This window comes from Bdellovibrio sp. HM001, from assembly GCF_055397275.1.
In genome coordinates this window covers 743,866-760,945 of the sequence record NZ_AP029174.1, presented here as the reverse complement: position 1 = coordinate 760,945, position 17,080 = coordinate 743,866, and the positions used below count along the sequence as shown (strand labels likewise).

The following is a 17,080-nucleotide window of genomic DNA, read 5'->3' as shown; positions in this document are numbered from 1 at the left end:
GACTCACTTACTCGGGAAGAGTAAGTTGACCTAAGATTGGGTCATTTTAACTTATCAAGAACAAGTCTTGATGAAGATTGACCGGATAATCCTTAGAAAGGAGGTGATCCAGCCGCAGGTTCCCCTACGGCTACCTTGTTACGACTTCACCCCAATCATCGACCATACCTTGGGCGCCTGCCTCCTTGCGGTTAGCGCAGCGACTTCTGGTACAGCCGACTTTCATGGTGTGACGGGCGGTGTGTACAAGGCCCGGGAACGTATTCACCGCGGCATTCTGATCCGCGATTACTAGCGATTCCAACTTCATGATCTCGAGTTGCAGAGATCAATCTGAACTTAGATAGCTTTTAAGCGATTTGCTCTACCTCGCGGCTTAGCTTCGCTCTGTGACTACCATTGTAGCACGTGTGTAGCCCTAGGCATAAGGGCCATGAGGACTTGACGTCATCCCCACCTTCCTCCGGTTTAACACCGGCAGTCCATCTAGAGTGCCCAACTGAATGCTGGCAACTAAATGCAGGGGTTGCGCTCGTTGCGGGACTTAACCCAACATCTCACGACACGAGCTGACGACAGCCATGCAGCACCTGTGTACCGACCCTTGCGGGCGACGACATTTCTGCCAATCTTCCAGTACATGTCAAGCCTAGGTAAGGTTCTTCGCGTTGCATCGAATTAAACCACATGCTCCACCGCTTGTGCGGGCCCCCGTCAATTTCTTTGAGTTTTAATCTTGCGACCGTACTCCCCAGGCGGGATACTTAACGCGTTAGCTTCGTCACTGAAGGGGTCAATACCTCCAACAACAAGTATCCATCGTTTACGGCGTGGACTACCAGGGTATCTAATCCTGTTTGATCCCCACGCTTTCGGATCTCAGTGTCAGTGTTCGGCCAGTTACCCGCCTTCGCCTCCGGTATTCCTGTTGATATCTACGTATTTCACCACTACACCAACAATTCTAGTAACCTCTCCGACACTCAAGCTTCGCAGTATCAAATGCACTTCTGGGGTTGAGCCCCAGGCTTTCACACCTGACTTACAAAGCCACCTACATCCGCTTTACGCCCAATGATTCCGAACAACGCTAGGATCCCTCGTCTTACCGCGGCTGCTGGCACGAAGTTAGCCGATCCTTTCTTACAGGGTACATTCATTGTGTTATTCCCCTGCGACAGAGCTTTACGACCCGAAGGCCTTCATCACTCACGCGGCGTCGCTGCATCAGAGTTTCCTCCATTGTGCAATATTCCCTACTGCTGCCTCCCGTAGGAGTCTGGACCGTGTCTCAGTTCCAGTGTGACTGATCATCCTCTCAGACCAGTTAAAGATCGTCGCCTTGGTGAGCCATTACCTCACCAACTAGCTAATCTTACGCGGACTCATCTTAGAGCGAAAAACCTTTGACCCCTTGAGCCGCAGCTCTTGTGGTCTTATGCGGTATTAGCTAATCTTTCGACTAGTTATCCCCCACTCTAAGGCAGATTATCCACGCGTTACTCACCCGTGCGCCACTAGGTATTGCTACCCCGTTCGACTTGCATGTATTAGGCACGCCGCCAGCGTTTGTTCTGAGCCAGAATCAAACTCTCCAGTTTAAATTCTGTTAGAAGCAAACAGCTAGCTTTTACGCTATTGTTTGTTCGAATATTTTTTGAAATTGTGAATACTAATTACTCAGTATTCAAAGAGCCCAAAAATCTATTTTATCTAGCTATTCAGTTTTCAAAGAGCGAAAATTTCTTTTCATTCACTTCGCTATCGAAGCGAGAGGAACCAATCTTATCGATTTCTTGTTTCTCGTCAACAATCTTTTTTATTTTTTCTTCATCGAGACAAAAGTCTTAAAGAAGAAAAGAATCTCGATACAGCGGAACTTCGAAAAGTTCTTATATGAGAAATTTGGTGGAGGCAACAGGGATCGAACCTGCGACCTTCTGAATGCAAATCAGATGCTCTCCCAGCTGAGCTATGCCCCCAAACGAAGTGGAGCTGTTTTCTCGTAAGGGCCGAAAAAGGTCAATAGCTTTTTTTCGAAATTTTAATAACCCACCAGAAGTTGCTCAATAAATAACCGAGGCAGGGGCCTCGGTTATGGCAAAATACATTACTAAACTACTGAATTTACGTGTATTTAAGCGCTTGCTTTGAATTTTGACGCTAGAAGTCTATTTAGCCAGGCTCTTTCAAAACTAAGGTCGAACCCTACCTTCTCACCACCAGAAACAATCGCCGTATAGACCTTTTTTAGGATTTCGACCTCATGATCCAGGCCATTATCAGCTCCCATGGACTCTTCAATGGCTTCATAGACACTTAAAAGATCCGGGGTTGTGACCACTTTCGGAATGCGGGACATATCCAATCCCAAGGTCTCTAGCGGCTTAAAGCCCACCAGTGTTTCCGTCAGTAGCACCTTCGTTCCATTCTTAAAGTTCACCTGAATAAACGGCTTCCCTTCAGAGTCCGCGCGATGCAAAACCTCACTGACTTCCTGGGTATTGAAGGAGAATACTTTACCATCGAGGTCCTGGCGGATTTGTACTTTGCCAGACTCGTGAATCTTCGCTCTAAGACCCTTAGAGGAATCGACAAAATTCAGAATGTTGTCTAGCTCAGCGTGTGTCGACTTAGTTTTAGAACTGCTCAAATTACCCTCCCCTATAAATAGGGTCCTTCCAACAATAGAGATATCGACAATCCACAAAAGGACTTAACGAGAAAACAAAAAAAGTTGAGAATCAGGCCTCTTATCCTGTCGCATTTCGGATATTTTTTCGTGATACTGTTTCAAGGCGAGATTCATCGGCACCGTGACTTGTAAAGCCTGTGCCGATTTGAGATAACGAGGGCCGAAAGAGGCGCACTATTATGATCATCACACGTTGGCAAGCACCCATTGTTCCGAACAAACAGCAGGTAAATCTGATCCTGGAATCCGAAGGCATGGAGCCCTATGAGCAGGTTCTGGAGCCCCACAAAAAGGTCGCCGACCATCGCAAACCTTTCGCAGAAGTGCGGGTTATCATCAGCGGTGAAATGATTTTCAATGTTGCTGGTAATCAGTTTGTTTTGCGCCCCGGGGACCGCGTGGAAATCCCCGGCAATACGCGCTTTTCATACGTGGCACAAGGAACTGAGCCTTGCGTGAGTGTCTGCGCCCAGAGAGCCATCTAAGGTTTAACCATCTTAAAATAAAAAAAGCCTGCTTCGTGCAGGCTTTTTTTTCACTCAAGGTCTTCAGAGATTTATTTCACTATATATGTCTTCATCCGGACGACTACTAATAAGAATACCGCTATAAGCACCCGAACCTCCTGCGCTTATAGAGGTGCTCCGCACCTCAATCCTTCTTTAGCTTCATCCAGTTCAAATAGTCTTTGATGTTCTTTTCAAATCCGCGAGAAGTGGGCTCATACAACGAAGGTTTCTCTTCGATTTCGTCTGGCAGGTAGCTTTGCTCCACCCAGCCGGTGGGATAATTGTGGGGATATTTATAGTCGCGACCGTATCCCAAATCTTTAGCCAAGGCTGTTTTGGCCGAGCGCAAGTGCAATGGGATCGGCAGCGTGCGTGTCTTTTCCACCAACTCACGGGCTTTATGCAAAGCCATGTAAGATGCATTGGATTTGGGGCACGAGGCCAAATAGGTCGTCACCTGAGAAAGTGTGATCGCACCCTCCGGCAGACCAATGGCTTCCACAGCCTGCAAACCGGCAATGGCCACAGAGATGGCACGTGGATCCGCATTGCCAACATCTTCACTGGCCAAAACAATCAGACGGCGAGCGATAAAAATCGGATCCTCCCCGCCATCCAGCATGCGCGCCAGATAGTACATGGCCGCGTCCGGATCACTGCCCCGAATGCTTTTGATAAAGGCCGAAATCGTATCGTAGTGCATTTCAGAATTCTTGTCGTAACCCAGCGGATTCTGCTGAAGCAGTTCACGCATATCGTTCACATCAAGAGGTTCGGCCTGATCTTCGTCCTTGGTAAAGGTGTATAAAATCTCGAGACTGTTTATCAGTCGGCGCGCATCCCCGTCTGAGTACTCAATCAGATTCTGTCGTGCCGCCGAGGTCAGTATCTTATCCAGGGACTTCGCATAGTGGGCCTCAGCCCGTGCGATAATCTTATTAAGATCCTGATCGGACAAGCGTTCAAAGATGACCACGCGACAGCGACTCAGCAGAGCGCGATTGAGCTCATAAGAAGGATTTTCCGTCGTCGCCCCCACAAGCACCACATCGCCTTTTTCCACAAAGGGCAATAACACATCCTGCTGGGCCTTATTGAAACGATGAATTTCGTCCACGAAAAGAATCGTCTTTTGCTGGAACTGGATACGACGGTCTTTCCCCGCCTCCCCCACTTCACGCAGGGCTTTAGCACCTGAGTCCACAGCATTAAGATGGACATAGTGAGCGTTGAAGTGCTGAGACAAAGCCAGAGCAAAGGTCGTTTTCCCGGTTCCCGGAGGGCCCCAGATGATCAGGCTGGGCAAATAACCTTTGCGTAACATTTGGCCCAGTTTGGACTTGGGTCCCAAAGTCTTTTCCTGACCAAAGATTTCATCCAGATTCTTTGGACGAAGAATCTCGGATAAGGGGGATGTTCCGGTAGAGGACTGCGCAGCTGAAAAAAGATCCATGAAAGGGTCATAAACCATCCCCCCGACGGAATCACCTAAAAAGGCCGCTGACCGCGCGCAGAGAAATAAAAAAGGGCTCATTGCTGAGCCCTTTTCCTGTTTCTTGTAATACGTCACTAAGGACTCTGCCCTAGTCCCCTAAACTTTCAATGGAGATGAACCCTGTGGTCCTTTCCGGAGTCAGCTCGCCTTTAGAGTCACGAGAAAAACCAATGATATCCACAGTCCCGGAAGACTGGAAGGACGCCGAAGAATTCAAACCACCGCAGACAATGGGGCATGTCGTGGAAACCACTTGAGCAGGGGTGTATCTTTGAGCCGCGTTAGTTGGTTGTTTATAACTTGGAATTTCCGGCCCGCCGACCGCAGCCTCCCCTTTCGCATACCAGATTTCGTTGAGAGCCAGAAGATTATCCCCCGCGAACTCACAAAGATAGGTTCCCCCAGAGAACTGAGGCCCCTGGAACTTCAGGCGGATCGCCGCAATAATCAAAGTCTTTTCAGTGTTTGGCCAAGCGATATTCAAATACTGAATCTGGAAGAAGGCCGCTCCCACATCATTAGGCGAAGGATTGGACGGGTCTTCTGTTTCCTTGGTCAGACAGCTTTTCGCAGTGGCATTGATGACATACGTGCGAGTTGTTCCCAACTGCACGGCCAACTGGCTGGTGTTCTCGGAACAGCTGGGCAGGAAGACCGCAACAGTAGAAACCAAAAGCAGAACTTTTAAAAATTTCATACGTCGTCTCCTCTAGAGATCTGTTGCATTCGTATTCATGGAACCCGAACCCACCTGACCCAGAATTCTTGGCGTCAGGAAGATCAACAGTTCAGATTTTTCTTTCGTGATATTTTTGGTCTTGAACAAGTGGCCCAGAACCGGGATTTCGCGGAACCAAGGCACCCCAGTTTCCCCGTCAGTCGCGTCACTTTGATAGATACCACCGATAACGGCAGTCTGTCCGTTCTTAACCAAAATACGGGTATTGGCTTCACGACTGTTCACCGCAAAGGCCCCTTGACCCGCACTACTCACGTCAGCTCCACGGAACTGTCTGTTCACAAGCACTTTCATTATAACAGATCCGTCCGCCGTTACTTGCGGAGTCACATCCAGCTTCAGAGTCAATGGCTTGAACTGGAACGTTTCCTGAGTCGCCGTCCCGTTTTGAGTCACCTGACGAACCGGAACTTCCGTCGTTTGACTGATTTCAGCTTTCTCGTTGGACATGGTCGAAATTCTTGGAGCCGAGATGATTTTCACCTGGTCGTTGATTTCGTTCAAAGACAACGCAGCTGAAAGAGTCCCGAAGATATCCAAAGTCCCCACGTTCAAACCGAAATTCAAAGCCCCGTTTTGGCCGGCGGCTGAGGAGTTCACATTAAAGCTTGGATTCATATTCACAGGACCACGAGCCGTGCTGCCCAGTTTGATCGGTGCACCGGAAGCACTCCAGTTGATCCCGATATTTCTGGTGAAGTTTTCCGAAGCTTCCACGATTTTACCCTCGATGGAAACCTGTGGTGGCTGCGTATCCAGGCTTTGAATCAATTTCGCCGCACGCTCCAGGTTTTCCTCGATGTCTGTCACAACCAGGGCATTGGTACGAACATCGCCCACAACTTTGCCGCGATCACCCAGGAAGTCTTTGATTTTCTTTTCCAGCTCGTCCACTTTTGCGTAGCTGACCGGGAACATGCGAACCTTCAGCGGCTCCAGATTTCGGCGCGCTTGAGCCAGCTTGGTGGCATCATCCTCTTCCGCCTTCAAATCCTGAACCGGAGCAATTCGCAGGACGTTGCCCTGACGAGTGTAACCCAGCTTTTTGGCTTGCATCAGAACCACCAAAGCCTGGTCCCAAGGAACCTGGCGCAGTTTCAAACTGACGGCGCCCTTCACATCCTCGGAAATCACCATGTTTACGCCAGATTCTTCCGTGATGAAGTTCAAAGCGTCACGGATGTCCATGTTATTGGTCTCGATGGAAATCTTTTTGCCGTAGAATTTGGTGTTGCCTGCCAGGAACTCTGTCAGATTCTGACTTGGAAGGATTTTGTTATCCCCCATCGCGTTGCTGACATCAGTCACTTCCACTGACTCTGCCGGAGCGGCACCAGTACCACTGGCCACGATCAGCAGGCTGTTTCCTTCCTGCTGAACAGTGGGTTCACCCACACCGTCACGCAGTTGGATCACAAAACGTGCTGTTGAAGAGCCCGGATTCTGATAAGCATCAATAGCGCCTACGCTGCCTTTGATGTCTTTGGTGTTCAAAGAACGCTTCAGACGATCCGGCAGATTGGCGTTGTCCACTTCAATAATGTACTGGTTCAAATCGGGATTCGTGCGCGTTGTATACGTCAACGGGCGATCCCCTTGCACGATCACCGTTCCGCCTGTTTCGTTGGCGCGGAACTTAAGATCCGTGATATTCGCCGGAGATGCAGAGGGCGCTGTTGCAAACGAATCCTGCGCCGGAGGCGCCGTTTCCGTCACCGTCGGCTGTTCAGCAAATGGATCCGGAGTGGTTTCGACCACTGTTGGTTCTGGTGCGGCCGGCTCTTCCGTTGCAGGAGCCGGGACATCCGCCACAGAACTGTCCGCGAACGGATCTTCTGTCGGATTGGATTCTTCTGTCGCAGCAGGAGCATCCTGAGCCACCTGTTGATCCTCGGATCCGCCAGCCTGATTCACTTCCTCTTCAATCGCCAGATCCTGGTCACCCGCAGGAGCGGACTCCGCCTGAGCCGGTTGATTGTCAATTTCATCGAATTCAGCAAAATCACTGTCGGCACTGGACGGTGCCGCTTCTTCAGCAGGCGCAACCTCTGCAGAGGAATCAAATCCATCCAGGGACAAATCGTCTTCCACCGGCTGACTTGCACAAGAGGTCAAAGAGGCAATCATTGCACTCAGGATTAACAATCTAATGAATCCGTTCATTAGTTCCTCCTAAAACTTAGAATACTATTTTTTCAATTCCATCACGCGGGGCTCTTTAAAGGCTTTGCCATCTTCGTACTTGGTTTCCATCACGACGACTTCACCCTCGCGAATGGTCGCCACGAATCCTTCGCTACGACCCACTTTGGAATTTTTAGTCACTACAAATACAGCCCCATCGGGATCTCTGATCATCGCACGAGGCGTCTTCACATCCCACAAAATACCCACAACCTGCAAACGATCAATTTCCCAACGCTGCAAAGGCTCAAGCACTTCGTTTTGCTTGGCAGTCTCTGGCAAAATAGGACGGACTGTCTTAAACACCTTAAACGGATCACGCTTGCCCGTAGGATCGTAAACATAACCATCGCGAGGCACAATTTCCTGCACCGGAGGAGGTGCCGTCACCGCATCACCCACCGGAATATCCTGCGCAGGCGGAGCCGGTACTTGCGTAGGCTCTGCCGGCGGCGGCGGAACTTCCTTCGCTGCCGCAGGAGGAGCGGCCCCTGCTGGAGGCACTTGTGTGGACTCGACCTCTTTTAGGAACTCAGCAGGTAAATCTCCGTTCGACGGAGCGTCCTGAGAATGAGCCGGCGCCATGAACTTCATGCTGACCGCAAAGGCCAGCCAAAGCCCCAAGGATGCCACTAAAATGTAAGATACAATCCATCTTACAGATTTCACTGCTGATTCTCCGTCGCTGCCGGTTTCTTTTCTTCCGGAGCCAGTTTATAACCCACTACCTGTCCTTCAAACTTCAATTTCTTTGAACCCGGCTCGGCTTCGCTTAGAACAATGTTCTGCACACGGGCCATACGCTCGGCTGTGGAAACCAGGAAAGTGAACTGAGCCAGTTCGGCATAACTTCCCTCCAGAGTCACTTCCACCGGAACCTCTTCCACAACTTCTTTTTTGATGTTCTCACCCGGTTTTTTCGATTTCACACTGACACCAGCATTCCGGGCAAAGTCATCGATCGCCTTGTTGATATCAATTGAGAACAACACCGCCGGCAATCGACGGGAGATCTCCTGATACTTCTGGCTGAGCTGACCGACTTTTTCCTGCATTTCCTGCACTTGTTTCAAAGTCGCATCCGTGTCTTTTTTCTTGTTTTCCTCTTCCTGCAGCTGCTGATTCACAGTTGCAATCTGAGCGTCGACGGCGGAACCATCATCATAGATGAAGTTCCAGTACAACCCCGTCAGGGCCAACCCGATCACCAGAATTTTTCCAATCGTTTGAACCGCGAGAGTGTCAAATAACTTATTCATTTGGTCTCTCCAGCAAACAACTGATCTCAAACTTCTTCAAACTTACCCCGTCCTGCACGGACTCGCTGGAGCTGACCAAGTTCACGTCCATTAAGAACACACTTTTTGTCAGAGCCTCCAGGAACTGAGATACTTCAAAGTCACTCAAAGCCAGCCCCTGAATGTTCACGCGGCCCGGATTGATCTGCACCCGGGTCAACCAGGCTTTTTCCGGAATCACGGTTTGCAAAAGATCCAGAACGCGGATTTCGCGCTGACGATCTTTGGAGATCTTTTCCAAAGCGGAAATACGAGCCTCCATTAAAGCCTCGTCTTCCTTAAATTTCTTAATTTCAGCCACGGAATCTGCAGCCTTGGCGTTATAAGACTGTAGTTCGGCCAAAATCTGATTCTTAGAATTCAGTTCAGCCACTTTGGTCGGCACATTCTGATTCTCATAGATATACAGAGCCAAAGGTCCCACAACCAAAAGCACAAGGCGCTTTAGTGCCTCTTTGCGAATTTCCTCGGCCCCCATGAAGGATTCGGTGGAAATTCCCAGCGAAGACCCCAGTGAGGCTCCCGCAACTCCTGAGCCTGATCCATTGGCAAGATTAATCTTAATCATGTGGAGTCCCCCTGCTGGCGCAAAGCCAGTCCGGTGACAACACCTGCAAAAGCGCTGATCTGATCAAGATACTCAGGTGAGAATTTTTTAGGATTGGCCTTCACGCGCAGGAATGGATTGAACTGTTCCATCATAATGCCCGTAACCCGCGACACCGTCTCAACCAGACCGGAGGTTGCCGAGCTCCCCCCGGTGTAGAAACAACGGTTCAAGACAAGGCCATTGGTGGTCGCACTGAGGAAGTCCAAACTGCTGCGAATCTCTTCCGTCACGGCTTCGTTCGTCGCACTGATAATGCTGTGAACCTCATCCGGAACCTCACGACGGGATATGGCACTGAGCTTTAAAGCCTCGGCTTCCGCCACGGTCACACCCATAGCTTTATGAATTTCGTTGGTGTAGTTGGCGCCGCCAACTGGGATATCACGGCAGAAGATGACCTCGCCGTTTTGCAGAACCACGAAATTGGTGATGGAAGCGCCGAAGTTCAGGATGCCGACGACTTCACCAGGAATCTTGCCATAGTTCAGTTCAAAGGCATTGGCCAGGGCAAAACCACTGACGTCCAAAACGCTGCAGTTCAGACCGCTCACTTCAATGACCTGAGTGTACTGGCTGACAAGTTCGTTTTGTGCGGCAATCAACAAGATATCCATCGCATCAGGCGAAGAACTGGTGTTCAGAATATGGTGCGCCAGACTGATGTTGTTGATATCAAAAGGAATATACTGCTCGGCCTCAAAGCGGATCTGATCCTTGATCAGCTTGCGATCCATCTTCGGGATCGTGATCTTTTTCACGATCACGGCGGTTCCCCACATGGCTGTGGCGATGCCCTTGCGTTTGGTTTTCACTTCAGCAATCAGTTGCTGAATCGCGATTCCCACCGAACCGATATCCACAATTTCCCCGCCAGACACGGCGTTGGGAGGCGTTGGTGCAAAACCAAAAGAGAGAAGCTGGGCGCCTTTGCCACTGACGTCCATTTCAGCAAGTTTGATGGAGCTCGATCCGATGTCGAGTCCGATGACTTTTTTCGATTTAAAAAACATGCTTTCGCTGCTTCCCCAGTTGTACCACTCAGATGTCTTTTCAAAGACTTACGTCTTTAGACACAAGTCTAACATACTAAAATTATTTCTGCTTGGGTGGGGAATGTCAAACAAGGGTCGAGGCCATACCCAAAGGTCCAGCCTCGGTCGAACCACTAACTCAGACCCGGAAGGAACAAGTCGAGGTACCAAAGCGCGATGGTCTCGCCTCCGAACAGATAGAGAACCGCACCTAAGGCCAGGTAAGGGCCAAATGGAATCACCGTCTTTAGTCCTGCTTTCTGCTTTCTGGCAGCGATTAAACCAATCACGCTGCCAATGACTGCTGAAGACATAATCACAAAAGGAATTGCCTTCCACCCCAGGATCGCACCGATCCAGGCCAGAAGCTTGATGTCACCACCGCCCATGCCTTCGTTTTTGGTCAACAAATAATAGACGTAGGCCATTCCCCACAGGAATCCGCCCCCCATCAGCATCCCAAAAAGCGCATCCAAAAACTCGCGCTGCGGATTCAAGGCCGCCCCAACCAGTCCTATGACAATGCCGGAAAGAGTGAATTCATCAGGCAGAATCATGTGGTCCAGATCAATAAATGTGCAAACCACCAAACCGAACACGAAAATCAGATACTCAAGCAGCGTCCAGGAGAGGCCTGCGTAATGGTAGCTCAGTGCGAACAACACCGCCGTGATCAGTTCAACCAAAGGGTAACGGAAAGAGAACTTTGCATGGCACTTGCGACAACGCCCGCGAAGGATAAACCAGCTGAAAATAGGGATGTTGTCGTACCACTTTACCGGGGTCTTGCAGCTGTAACAATAGCTGCGTGGCTTGACGATGCTTTCCTCCCTGGGAAGACGATAGATGATGACGTTCCCGAAACTGCCAAAGATCGCACCCAAAATAAAGAAAAGGACATAAAAGCCCGTATCCAAATCAAACAATGTCTTTTCTCCTGAAGAAGAAGTTGGTCAACAAAATGGCCAGCAAAGCCCAGCCTGTCATGTGCGCCAGCATCCATAGAATGTTGTCAAACGGAATGCCATTTTCAAGGAAGTAAGCTGATTTCCAGTTCATGCGGTAGAAGTTGGGTGTCACCCAGTGCAGAACCTTCACAGCCTGCACAAAGACCTCTTCCTTACTTTTTTCAGCGAAAAAGGTCAGGTCCCCCAGCCAGTGCCCCAGCAGGAAAACCATAACCCCGGCCCCCAGGGCCAGAACAGGTCGCACCACCAGACTGAAGAAGATCACCAGACACAGAATGACAGCACTTTCACACCACAGACTTAGACCGATCTCCAAAAATGCCGGGAGAAGTTGGGACTCTTTCCACAGACCCAACAGCAGAAAAAGCACCACACCCAAGGCACTCATCAGAAGAGTGTTCAATGCCAGGACCCCAAACAGCTTCCCCAGAATAAACTGAGCGCGACTGACGGGTCGGGAAAGAATCAACAGACAAGTCTGCTTTTCAATCTCCTTGGCCAACAGATAAGCTCCGGCAAACAAAGAAATCCCCAAACCGGAAATTTGAATCGCCATAAAGCCAAAGTCTGCCAGAATTTTTCTTTGTTCCGCAAAAGACAATGCCCCCAAAAGGAAACTCAGGGCCAACAGGGCCACGGCAATCAGGACCGCCACCATAAAGATCTTTTCTCTTAGCATTTCACGCAAAGTGGTGCGCGCTAAAGTCCATACCTTATACACGGCCTTCCTCCTTGCCCTTCAGCACTGAGAACGCTTTTTCCAGGCTTTGATATTCTGCCATGAACGAGCTTAAAACTCCGTCATAAAGAATCTGCCCCCGATTGATCACCACAAGATGTGAACACAACTCCTCCATATCCTGAAGAAGATGGCTGCTAAAGAATAAACTGACTCCGCGTTTTTGTTCTTCCCGCAGAATATCTTTCACCATGGCCCGGCCGTCCGGGTCCAAACCGGACATGGGCTCATCCAGAATCAGCAGATCCGGACGCGTCAGAATCGCCTGAGCAATCCCAATTCTTTGCAGCATACCTTTGGAATAAGTACGCAAGCGACGGTCTTTGGCCTCAAAAAGATCCACCTTTTTCAGGGCCTCATGAGCCCGCTCGTGGAAGTCCTTTAGAGACGCTCCATAACAAAGATTCCAGTGCAAACGCAGAAATTCCATCCCCGTCAGAAATTCGTAGAGATAAGGGCGTTCGGGCAAATACCCCACGCGGGTTTTGCTTTCACTGGTCAGCGGCTTTCCGAAAAAGTGAATCTGTCCGCTGTCGGGACGGATAAAATCAAATATACATTTAATGGTGGTCGTCTTGCCAGCACCATTGCTGCCGACAAAGCCGGAGGTTTGCCCCTCTGGAAGCGCGAAACTGACATCACGCAGGACATGACGGTCTTTTTCAAAAAGACCGCCCTTGAATGTCTTATTCAGCTTTTCAATAGATAATACAGACATTATGTGCTTAAGGCTTCAGCTCAATATTCAGAGCCTTCACCATCTCCCTCACAGGATCATACTGTTTAGAAGTGGCTGGCATCAAGTCACGAGAACCCAAAATTTCAGAGTAAGTGTTCTTATTACGGGTTTGCTCCAGAATATCGATCAAAGTGAACATCAAAGTGTGCGTGATTTTCGGATAAGTGTCGTAAAATTCCTGACGAACACAGAAAGGATCATTGGGGATCGGCGCACTCTTCCATAAAATTCGGTATTGGGCCTTTTTATCTGTCCCAAACTTTTCCCAAGCTCCCTCAAGCCCCTTTTCATCATCGCTAAAAACAGCGGCTGCATCCACCTTCTTTGCTTCCAGAAACTGAATGGACGCCTGATGATTTCCAGTGAAAGCTACTTCCTTGAAGTCCTTGTCCTGCAGACCAATTTTGCGCAAAGCCACCTGAGGATACAGGTAACCGGACGAGGACTTGTCATCCACAAAAGCAATACGCTTGCCCTTGAGATCTTTCAACTTTTTGATCCCAGAATTCTTCGGGGTCACAATCACTGAGTAATAGTACGGATGATTCCACACTTTTTTCAGCAAAACCTTGGCTTGGGCCTGTTGTTCCGCAAAAACATAAGTTGAAGAGGAGAAAAACGCAAAATCCACTTTTTTGGTTTTCATCGCTTCAACAAGGCCCGCATAGTTCTTGGAAATATAGATATTCACCGGAATGTTGAGCTTGGCCTGAAGTTCTTTTGCCAGGGCCAACCCCTGCTCGCGCAAATTCTCGGGATTACCACCCGGAATCACCCCCAGAGTGATCGACGGCGGGACTGCTTCCGCAGTGACTTCCGCCGCATGTGCTGTGGAAAGTGAGAGAATTGCCAGCAAACCGAGAATGAGTCGTTTCAAAATGCCTCCATAGCCCCCAGGGCCTCGACTGATGATGACTCATTTCTTTCGTTTTTCAAAGCAAGAACAAAGGCCTCGGCCGCATCACTTTCGGTGATACACGGGATGTTGTAGTCTGTACAAGCTCGACGAATGTCGAAGCTGGCCTCGATTGCACGACGGCCCGAGGTGGTATTGATCACAAACGCCACTTCGCCTGATCGAATCTTGTCCACGCAGTGAGGACGACCCTCATCGACCTTCCGCAAAGACAGACAGTTCACACCTTTTTCATTAAAGAATGACGCCGTTCCCGTCGTGGCCGAAACCCCATAACCCATGCGTTGCAGTTCGCGCGCCAAAGGCAGCATGATTTCCTTGTCCTTGTCGCGCAACGAGAAGAACACCTGCCCGATCTTTGGAAGTCTTATGTTACTTGAAAGGAAGGCCTTTGCCAGTGCTTCGGAATAGTTCTTTCCGCGCCCCATACTTTCCCCTGTGGATTTCATTTCGGGGCCCAGAATCGAATCAGATTCCGGGAACTTTTTAAACGGGAAGACCACACCTTTGACAGAAACTGTCTGAGTGTTTCTCCAGTTTAAGGTATCCAGCTTCAGATCTTTCTTTTTCTTCCCCAGCATCGCGGCAACACCTAGATCAATCAGCGGAATCCCCGTGGCTTTGGCCACAAAAGGAACCGAGCGGGAGCTGCGCGGATTGGCTTCGAGCATGTAAACCACATCGTCTTTCACAGCCAGCTGCAGATTCAAATGCCCGATCACCCCAATACGATGGGCAAGCTGTTTGCTCAGATCCTCAATACGCGCACAGGTTTCATCTTTCAGACGGTGCGGAGGCAAAACCCCCATCGAGTCCCCTGAGTGAACTCCCGCGGCTTCGATGTGCTCCACGACTCCACCGACGACCACCCAGTCCTCGCCCCGAACCAGATCCACATCCACTTCCAACGCACCGGCCAGGAACTGGTCCATCAGGCAGGGCTTGTCTTCCGAGATATAGTCCTTGTGACGTTGGAAGTATGACAGAAGCTCTTCGGTGTTTTCGATAACTTCCATACGGCGTCCACCCAAAACATAACTTGGGCGGCAGATCATCGGATATCCCACTGTTTTTTCAAGTTTCAGGGCTTCTTCCAAAGACCCTGCCATACCGGAATTGGGAATGGCAAAGTTCAATTCGCGGCAGATCTTCGAAAACAGCCCACGGTCTTCCGCAAGATCTATTGTCTCCAACGAAGACCCCAGAAGACGATAGCCGGCCTTCACCAACTCCGGAGCCACCCCGATCGGCGTCTGTCCGCCCAGCTGTGCGACAAAGCCCATCGGCTTGATAAAGCGCATGATTTCACAAAGACTTTCTGCGGTCAGAGGCTCAAAGAACAAAACGTCAGAAGTGTCGTAATCAGTTGAAACCGTTTCTGGGTTGGAGTTCACCATGACGACTTTTTTGCCGTTCTTCTGGAACCCCTTCACCCCGCGCACGCAACTGTAATCAAACTCAATGCCCTGCCCGATACGATTCGGACCGCTGCCAATAATAACCACGGCATCCGGTGCATTCACCGTCGCCGACATCATAGGCCAGTAGGAAGAGTAAAAGTACGGCGTGGAGGATTCAAATTCGCCCGCGCAGGTGTCCACTTGAGAATAGCGCGGAAGGATTCCGTGCTTTTCACGCAAGGCGCGAATATCGGTTTCTTTCTTACCCACCAACGCCGCCAGTCTGGCATCGGTGAATCCTTTCCTTTTGGCCTTCAAAAGCAGTTCCGCGTTGCTGTCCGTAAAATCAGCCTTGAAAGTTCTTTCAAACTTGATCAAAGCTTCGATGTGCTCCAGGAAGTAGGGATTAATGCGGGTTAGCTCTTCGATTTCAGCCACGGTCTTGCCTTCACGGAAGGCTTGGAAAAGATGATAGATCCGCCGACTGTTCGGGTACGAGATCTTACCCGTTTCCAACATCACTTCCGGGATGGCTTGCGGATCTTTTTCCAGACTGGCCAGAGCTTTCATCAGGGATTCCTGCAAAGTTCGGCCGATTCCCATGACCTCGCCCACGCTCTTCATCTGCGTGGTTAAAGTGTCTTTGGAACCCACAAACTTTTCAAAAGCAAAGCGCGGGATTTTCGTGACGACATAATCCAAAGCTGGCTCATAACAAGAAGGTGTCACCTTGGTGATATCATTCTGCAGCTCATCCAAACTGTAGCCGATCGCCAGCAAGGCCGCGATTTTGGCAATGGGGAATCCGGTGGCTTTACTTGCCAAGGCCGAAGATCGGCTGACTCGAGGATTCATTTCAATCACCACGCGCTCGCGAGTTGTGGGATGAACCGCAAACTGAATGTTTGCCCCACCTGTCTGGATTCCGACTTCGTTGATGATCTTGCAAGCCTCATCACGCATGGCCTGATATTCTCGATCGCTCAAAGTCTGCTGAGGCGCCACTGTGATACTGTCACCGGTGTGAACGCCACAAGGGTCGAGATTTTCGATACTGCACACAACCACGAAAGTGCCCTTGTAGTCGCGCATGACTTCAAGTTCATACTCTTTCCACCCCAGGATGCTTTCTTCCACCAAAACTTCGGAAGTGGGGCTTTCATGCAGGGCGGTCACCAGCATTTTTTTGTATTCTTCCGGGGAATAGGCGATTCCCCCCCCGCCGCCGCCCAGAGTGTAGTTTGGGCGAAGAATCATCGGATATCCCAGCTCTTCTGCGATCTGCAGGCCGTGTTCGTAAGTGCGGATCAAATGACTTTTAGGGTACTTTGCACCGATTTTATCCAGCAGACCGCGGAAAATTTCACGATCCTCTCCGGCCTTGATCACTTGCGGAGTCGCACCCAGTAACTGCACTTTATGCTTTTGCAGAATACCCTTGGCATGAAGATCCAAGGCAAGGTTCAGGGCGGTTTGACCTCCTAAAGTGGGGATCACCGCATCAGGCTTTTCTTTTTCGATGATTTTTTCAAGATAGTCCACTTTCAGTGGCTCAACATAAACCCGGGTGGCGATTTCCGGGTCGGTCATGATGGTGGCGGGATTGGAGTTCACCAGGATAACTTCCAATCCTTCCTTCATGAGTGCCTTACAGGCTTGAGTGCCGGAGTAATCAAACTCACAGGCTTGTCCAATAACGATGGGTCCAGATCCGATAATAAGAACTCTCTTAATACTGGACTTGCGCGACACTCTTT

The 17,080-nt window shown here is 49.9% G+C and carries 14 protein-coding genes, 1 tRNA gene and 1 rRNA gene; 1 reads left to right on the top strand and 15 read right to left on the bottom strand.

Annotated features, from left to right (window positions below):
- Positions 1 to 96 precede the first annotated feature (96 nt).
- From ACZ5ZZ_RS03725 to ACZ5ZZ_RS03715, 3 genes are all read right to left on the bottom strand, one after another.
- Positions 97 to 1,601, bottom strand: a 16S ribosomal RNA gene (locus ACZ5ZZ_RS03725).
- 305 nt (positions 1,602 to 1,906) lie between these two features.
- A tRNA-Ala gene (locus tag ACZ5ZZ_RS03720) sits at positions 1,907 to 1,982 on the bottom strand.
- 155 nt (positions 1,983 to 2,137) lie between these two features.
- A complete protein-coding gene (locus ACZ5ZZ_RS03715; protein ID WP_464118133.1) occupies positions 2,138 to 2,653 on the bottom strand; it encodes a hypothetical protein in 516 nt (171 codons plus the stop codon).
- Between the two features lie 221 nt (positions 2,654 to 2,874).
- Here ACZ5ZZ_RS03715 and ACZ5ZZ_RS03710 point away from each other — a divergent pair, with 221 nt between their 5' ends.
- The gene (locus ACZ5ZZ_RS03710; protein WP_262552336.1) at positions 2,875 to 3,180 is read left to right on the top strand and encodes a cupin domain-containing protein; all 306 of its coding nucleotides are present in this window, start codon (positions 2,875 to 2,877) and stop codon (positions 3,178 to 3,180) included.
- Positions 3,181 to 3,346: 166 nt separating this feature from the next.
- Here ACZ5ZZ_RS03710 and ACZ5ZZ_RS03705 read toward each other — a convergent pair whose 3' ends face one another.
- From ACZ5ZZ_RS03705 to carB, 12 genes are all read right to left on the bottom strand, one after another.
- Entirely contained in the window at positions 3,347 to 4,657 is a 1,311-nt protein-coding gene (locus tag ACZ5ZZ_RS03705) for a replication-associated recombination protein A (protein ID WP_464133536.1), read from the bottom strand.
- A 130-nt stretch (positions 4,658 to 4,787) separates the two neighbouring features.
- Positions 4,788 to 5,396 (bottom strand): hypothetical protein, encoded by a 609-nt coding sequence (locus tag ACZ5ZZ_RS03700; RefSeq protein ID WP_464141299.1) that lies wholly within the window; start codon positions 5,394 to 5,396, stop codon positions 4,788 to 4,790.
- Positions 5,397 to 5,408: 12 nt separating this feature from the next.
- Positions 5,409 to 7,601, bottom strand: a complete 2,193-nt coding sequence (locus ACZ5ZZ_RS03695; RefSeq protein ID WP_464141296.1) for a type IV pilus secretin PilQ — start codon at positions 7,599 to 7,601, stop codon at positions 5,409 to 5,411.
- A 24-nt stretch (positions 7,602 to 7,625) separates the two neighbouring features.
- The gene (locus ACZ5ZZ_RS03690; protein WP_464141294.1) at positions 7,626 to 8,291 is read right to left on the bottom strand and encodes a pilus assembly protein PilP; all 666 of its coding nucleotides are present in this window, start codon (positions 8,289 to 8,291) and stop codon (positions 7,626 to 7,628) included.
- Entirely contained in the window at positions 8,288 to 8,881 is a 594-nt protein-coding gene (locus ACZ5ZZ_RS03685) for a type IV pilus inner membrane component PilO (protein ID WP_464133527.1), read from the bottom strand. The genes ACZ5ZZ_RS03690 and ACZ5ZZ_RS03685 overlap by 4 nt, the downstream gene beginning before the upstream one ends.
- Entirely contained in the window at positions 8,874 to 9,488 is a 615-nt protein-coding gene (locus ACZ5ZZ_RS03680; protein WP_464133525.1) for a PilN domain-containing protein, read from the bottom strand. The genes ACZ5ZZ_RS03685 and ACZ5ZZ_RS03680 overlap by 8 nt, the downstream gene beginning before the upstream one ends.
- Positions 9,485 to 10,540, bottom strand: a complete 1,056-nt coding sequence (gene pilM / locus ACZ5ZZ_RS03675) for a type IV pilus assembly protein PilM (protein WP_464120249.1) — start codon at positions 10,538 to 10,540, stop codon at positions 9,485 to 9,487. The genes ACZ5ZZ_RS03680 and pilM overlap by 4 nt, the downstream gene beginning before the upstream one ends.
- Before the next feature lie 155 nt (positions 10,541 to 10,695).
- Entirely contained in the window at positions 10,696 to 11,487 is a 792-nt protein-coding gene (locus ACZ5ZZ_RS03670; protein WP_464141292.1) for a prepilin peptidase, read from the bottom strand.
- Complete coding sequence (locus ACZ5ZZ_RS03665) at positions 11,480 to 12,250, bottom strand: ABC transporter permease (protein ID WP_464141289.1); 771 nt, start codon at positions 12,248 to 12,250, stop codon at positions 11,480 to 11,482. Before ACZ5ZZ_RS03665 ends, ACZ5ZZ_RS03670 begins: the two co-directional genes overlap by 8 nt.
- The gene (locus ACZ5ZZ_RS03660) at positions 12,243 to 12,986 is read right to left on the bottom strand and encodes an ABC transporter ATP-binding protein (protein WP_464133521.1); all 744 of its coding nucleotides are present in this window, start codon (positions 12,984 to 12,986) and stop codon (positions 12,243 to 12,245) included. The genes ACZ5ZZ_RS03665 and ACZ5ZZ_RS03660 overlap by 8 nt, the downstream gene beginning before the upstream one ends.
- Before the next feature lie 7 nt (positions 12,987 to 12,993).
- Entirely contained in the window at positions 12,994 to 13,884 is an 891-nt protein-coding gene (locus ACZ5ZZ_RS03655; RefSeq protein ID WP_464120245.1) for a substrate-binding domain-containing protein, read from the bottom strand.
- A complete protein-coding gene (carB, locus tag ACZ5ZZ_RS03650) occupies positions 13,881 to 17,075 on the bottom strand; it encodes a carbamoyl-phosphate synthase large subunit (protein WP_464141287.1) in 3,195 nt (1,064 codons plus the stop codon). Before carB ends, ACZ5ZZ_RS03655 begins: the two co-directional genes overlap by 4 nt.
- Positions 17,076 to 17,080: the final 5 nt, after the last annotated feature.

What these genes read in the sequence shown, in the direction of transcription:
- ACZ5ZZ_RS03710 (WP_262552336.1), top strand. Translation starts at nt 2,875, where the DNA reads ATGATCATCACACGTTGGCAAGCACCCATTGTTCCGAACAAACAGCAG.
- ACZ5ZZ_RS03705 (WP_464133536.1), bottom strand. Translation starts at nt 4,657, where the DNA reads ATGGATCTTTTTTCAGCTGCGCAGTCCTCTACCGGAACATCCCCCTTA.
- ACZ5ZZ_RS03700 (WP_464141299.1), bottom strand. Translation starts at nt 5,396, where the DNA reads ATGAAATTTTTAAAAGTTCTGCTTTTGGTTTCTACTGTTGCGGTCTTC.
- ACZ5ZZ_RS03695 (WP_464141296.1), bottom strand. Translation starts at nt 7,601, where the DNA reads ATGAACGGATTCATTAGATTGTTAATCCTGAGTGCAATGATTGCCTCT.
- ACZ5ZZ_RS03685 (WP_464133527.1), bottom strand. Translation starts at nt 8,881, where the DNA reads ATGAATAAGTTATTTGACACTCTCGCGGTTCAAACGATTGGAAAAATT.
- ACZ5ZZ_RS03680 (WP_464133525.1), bottom strand. Translation starts at nt 9,488, where the DNA reads ATGATTAAGATTAATCTTGCCAATGGATCAGGCTCAGGAGTTGCGGGA.
- pilM (WP_464120249.1), bottom strand. Translation starts at nt 10,540, where the DNA reads ATGTTTTTTAAATCGAAAAAAGTCATCGGACTCGACATCGGATCGAGC.
- ACZ5ZZ_RS03660 (WP_464133521.1), bottom strand. Translation starts at nt 12,986, where the DNA reads ATGTCTGTATTATCTATTGAAAAGCTGAATAAGACATTCAAGGGCGGT.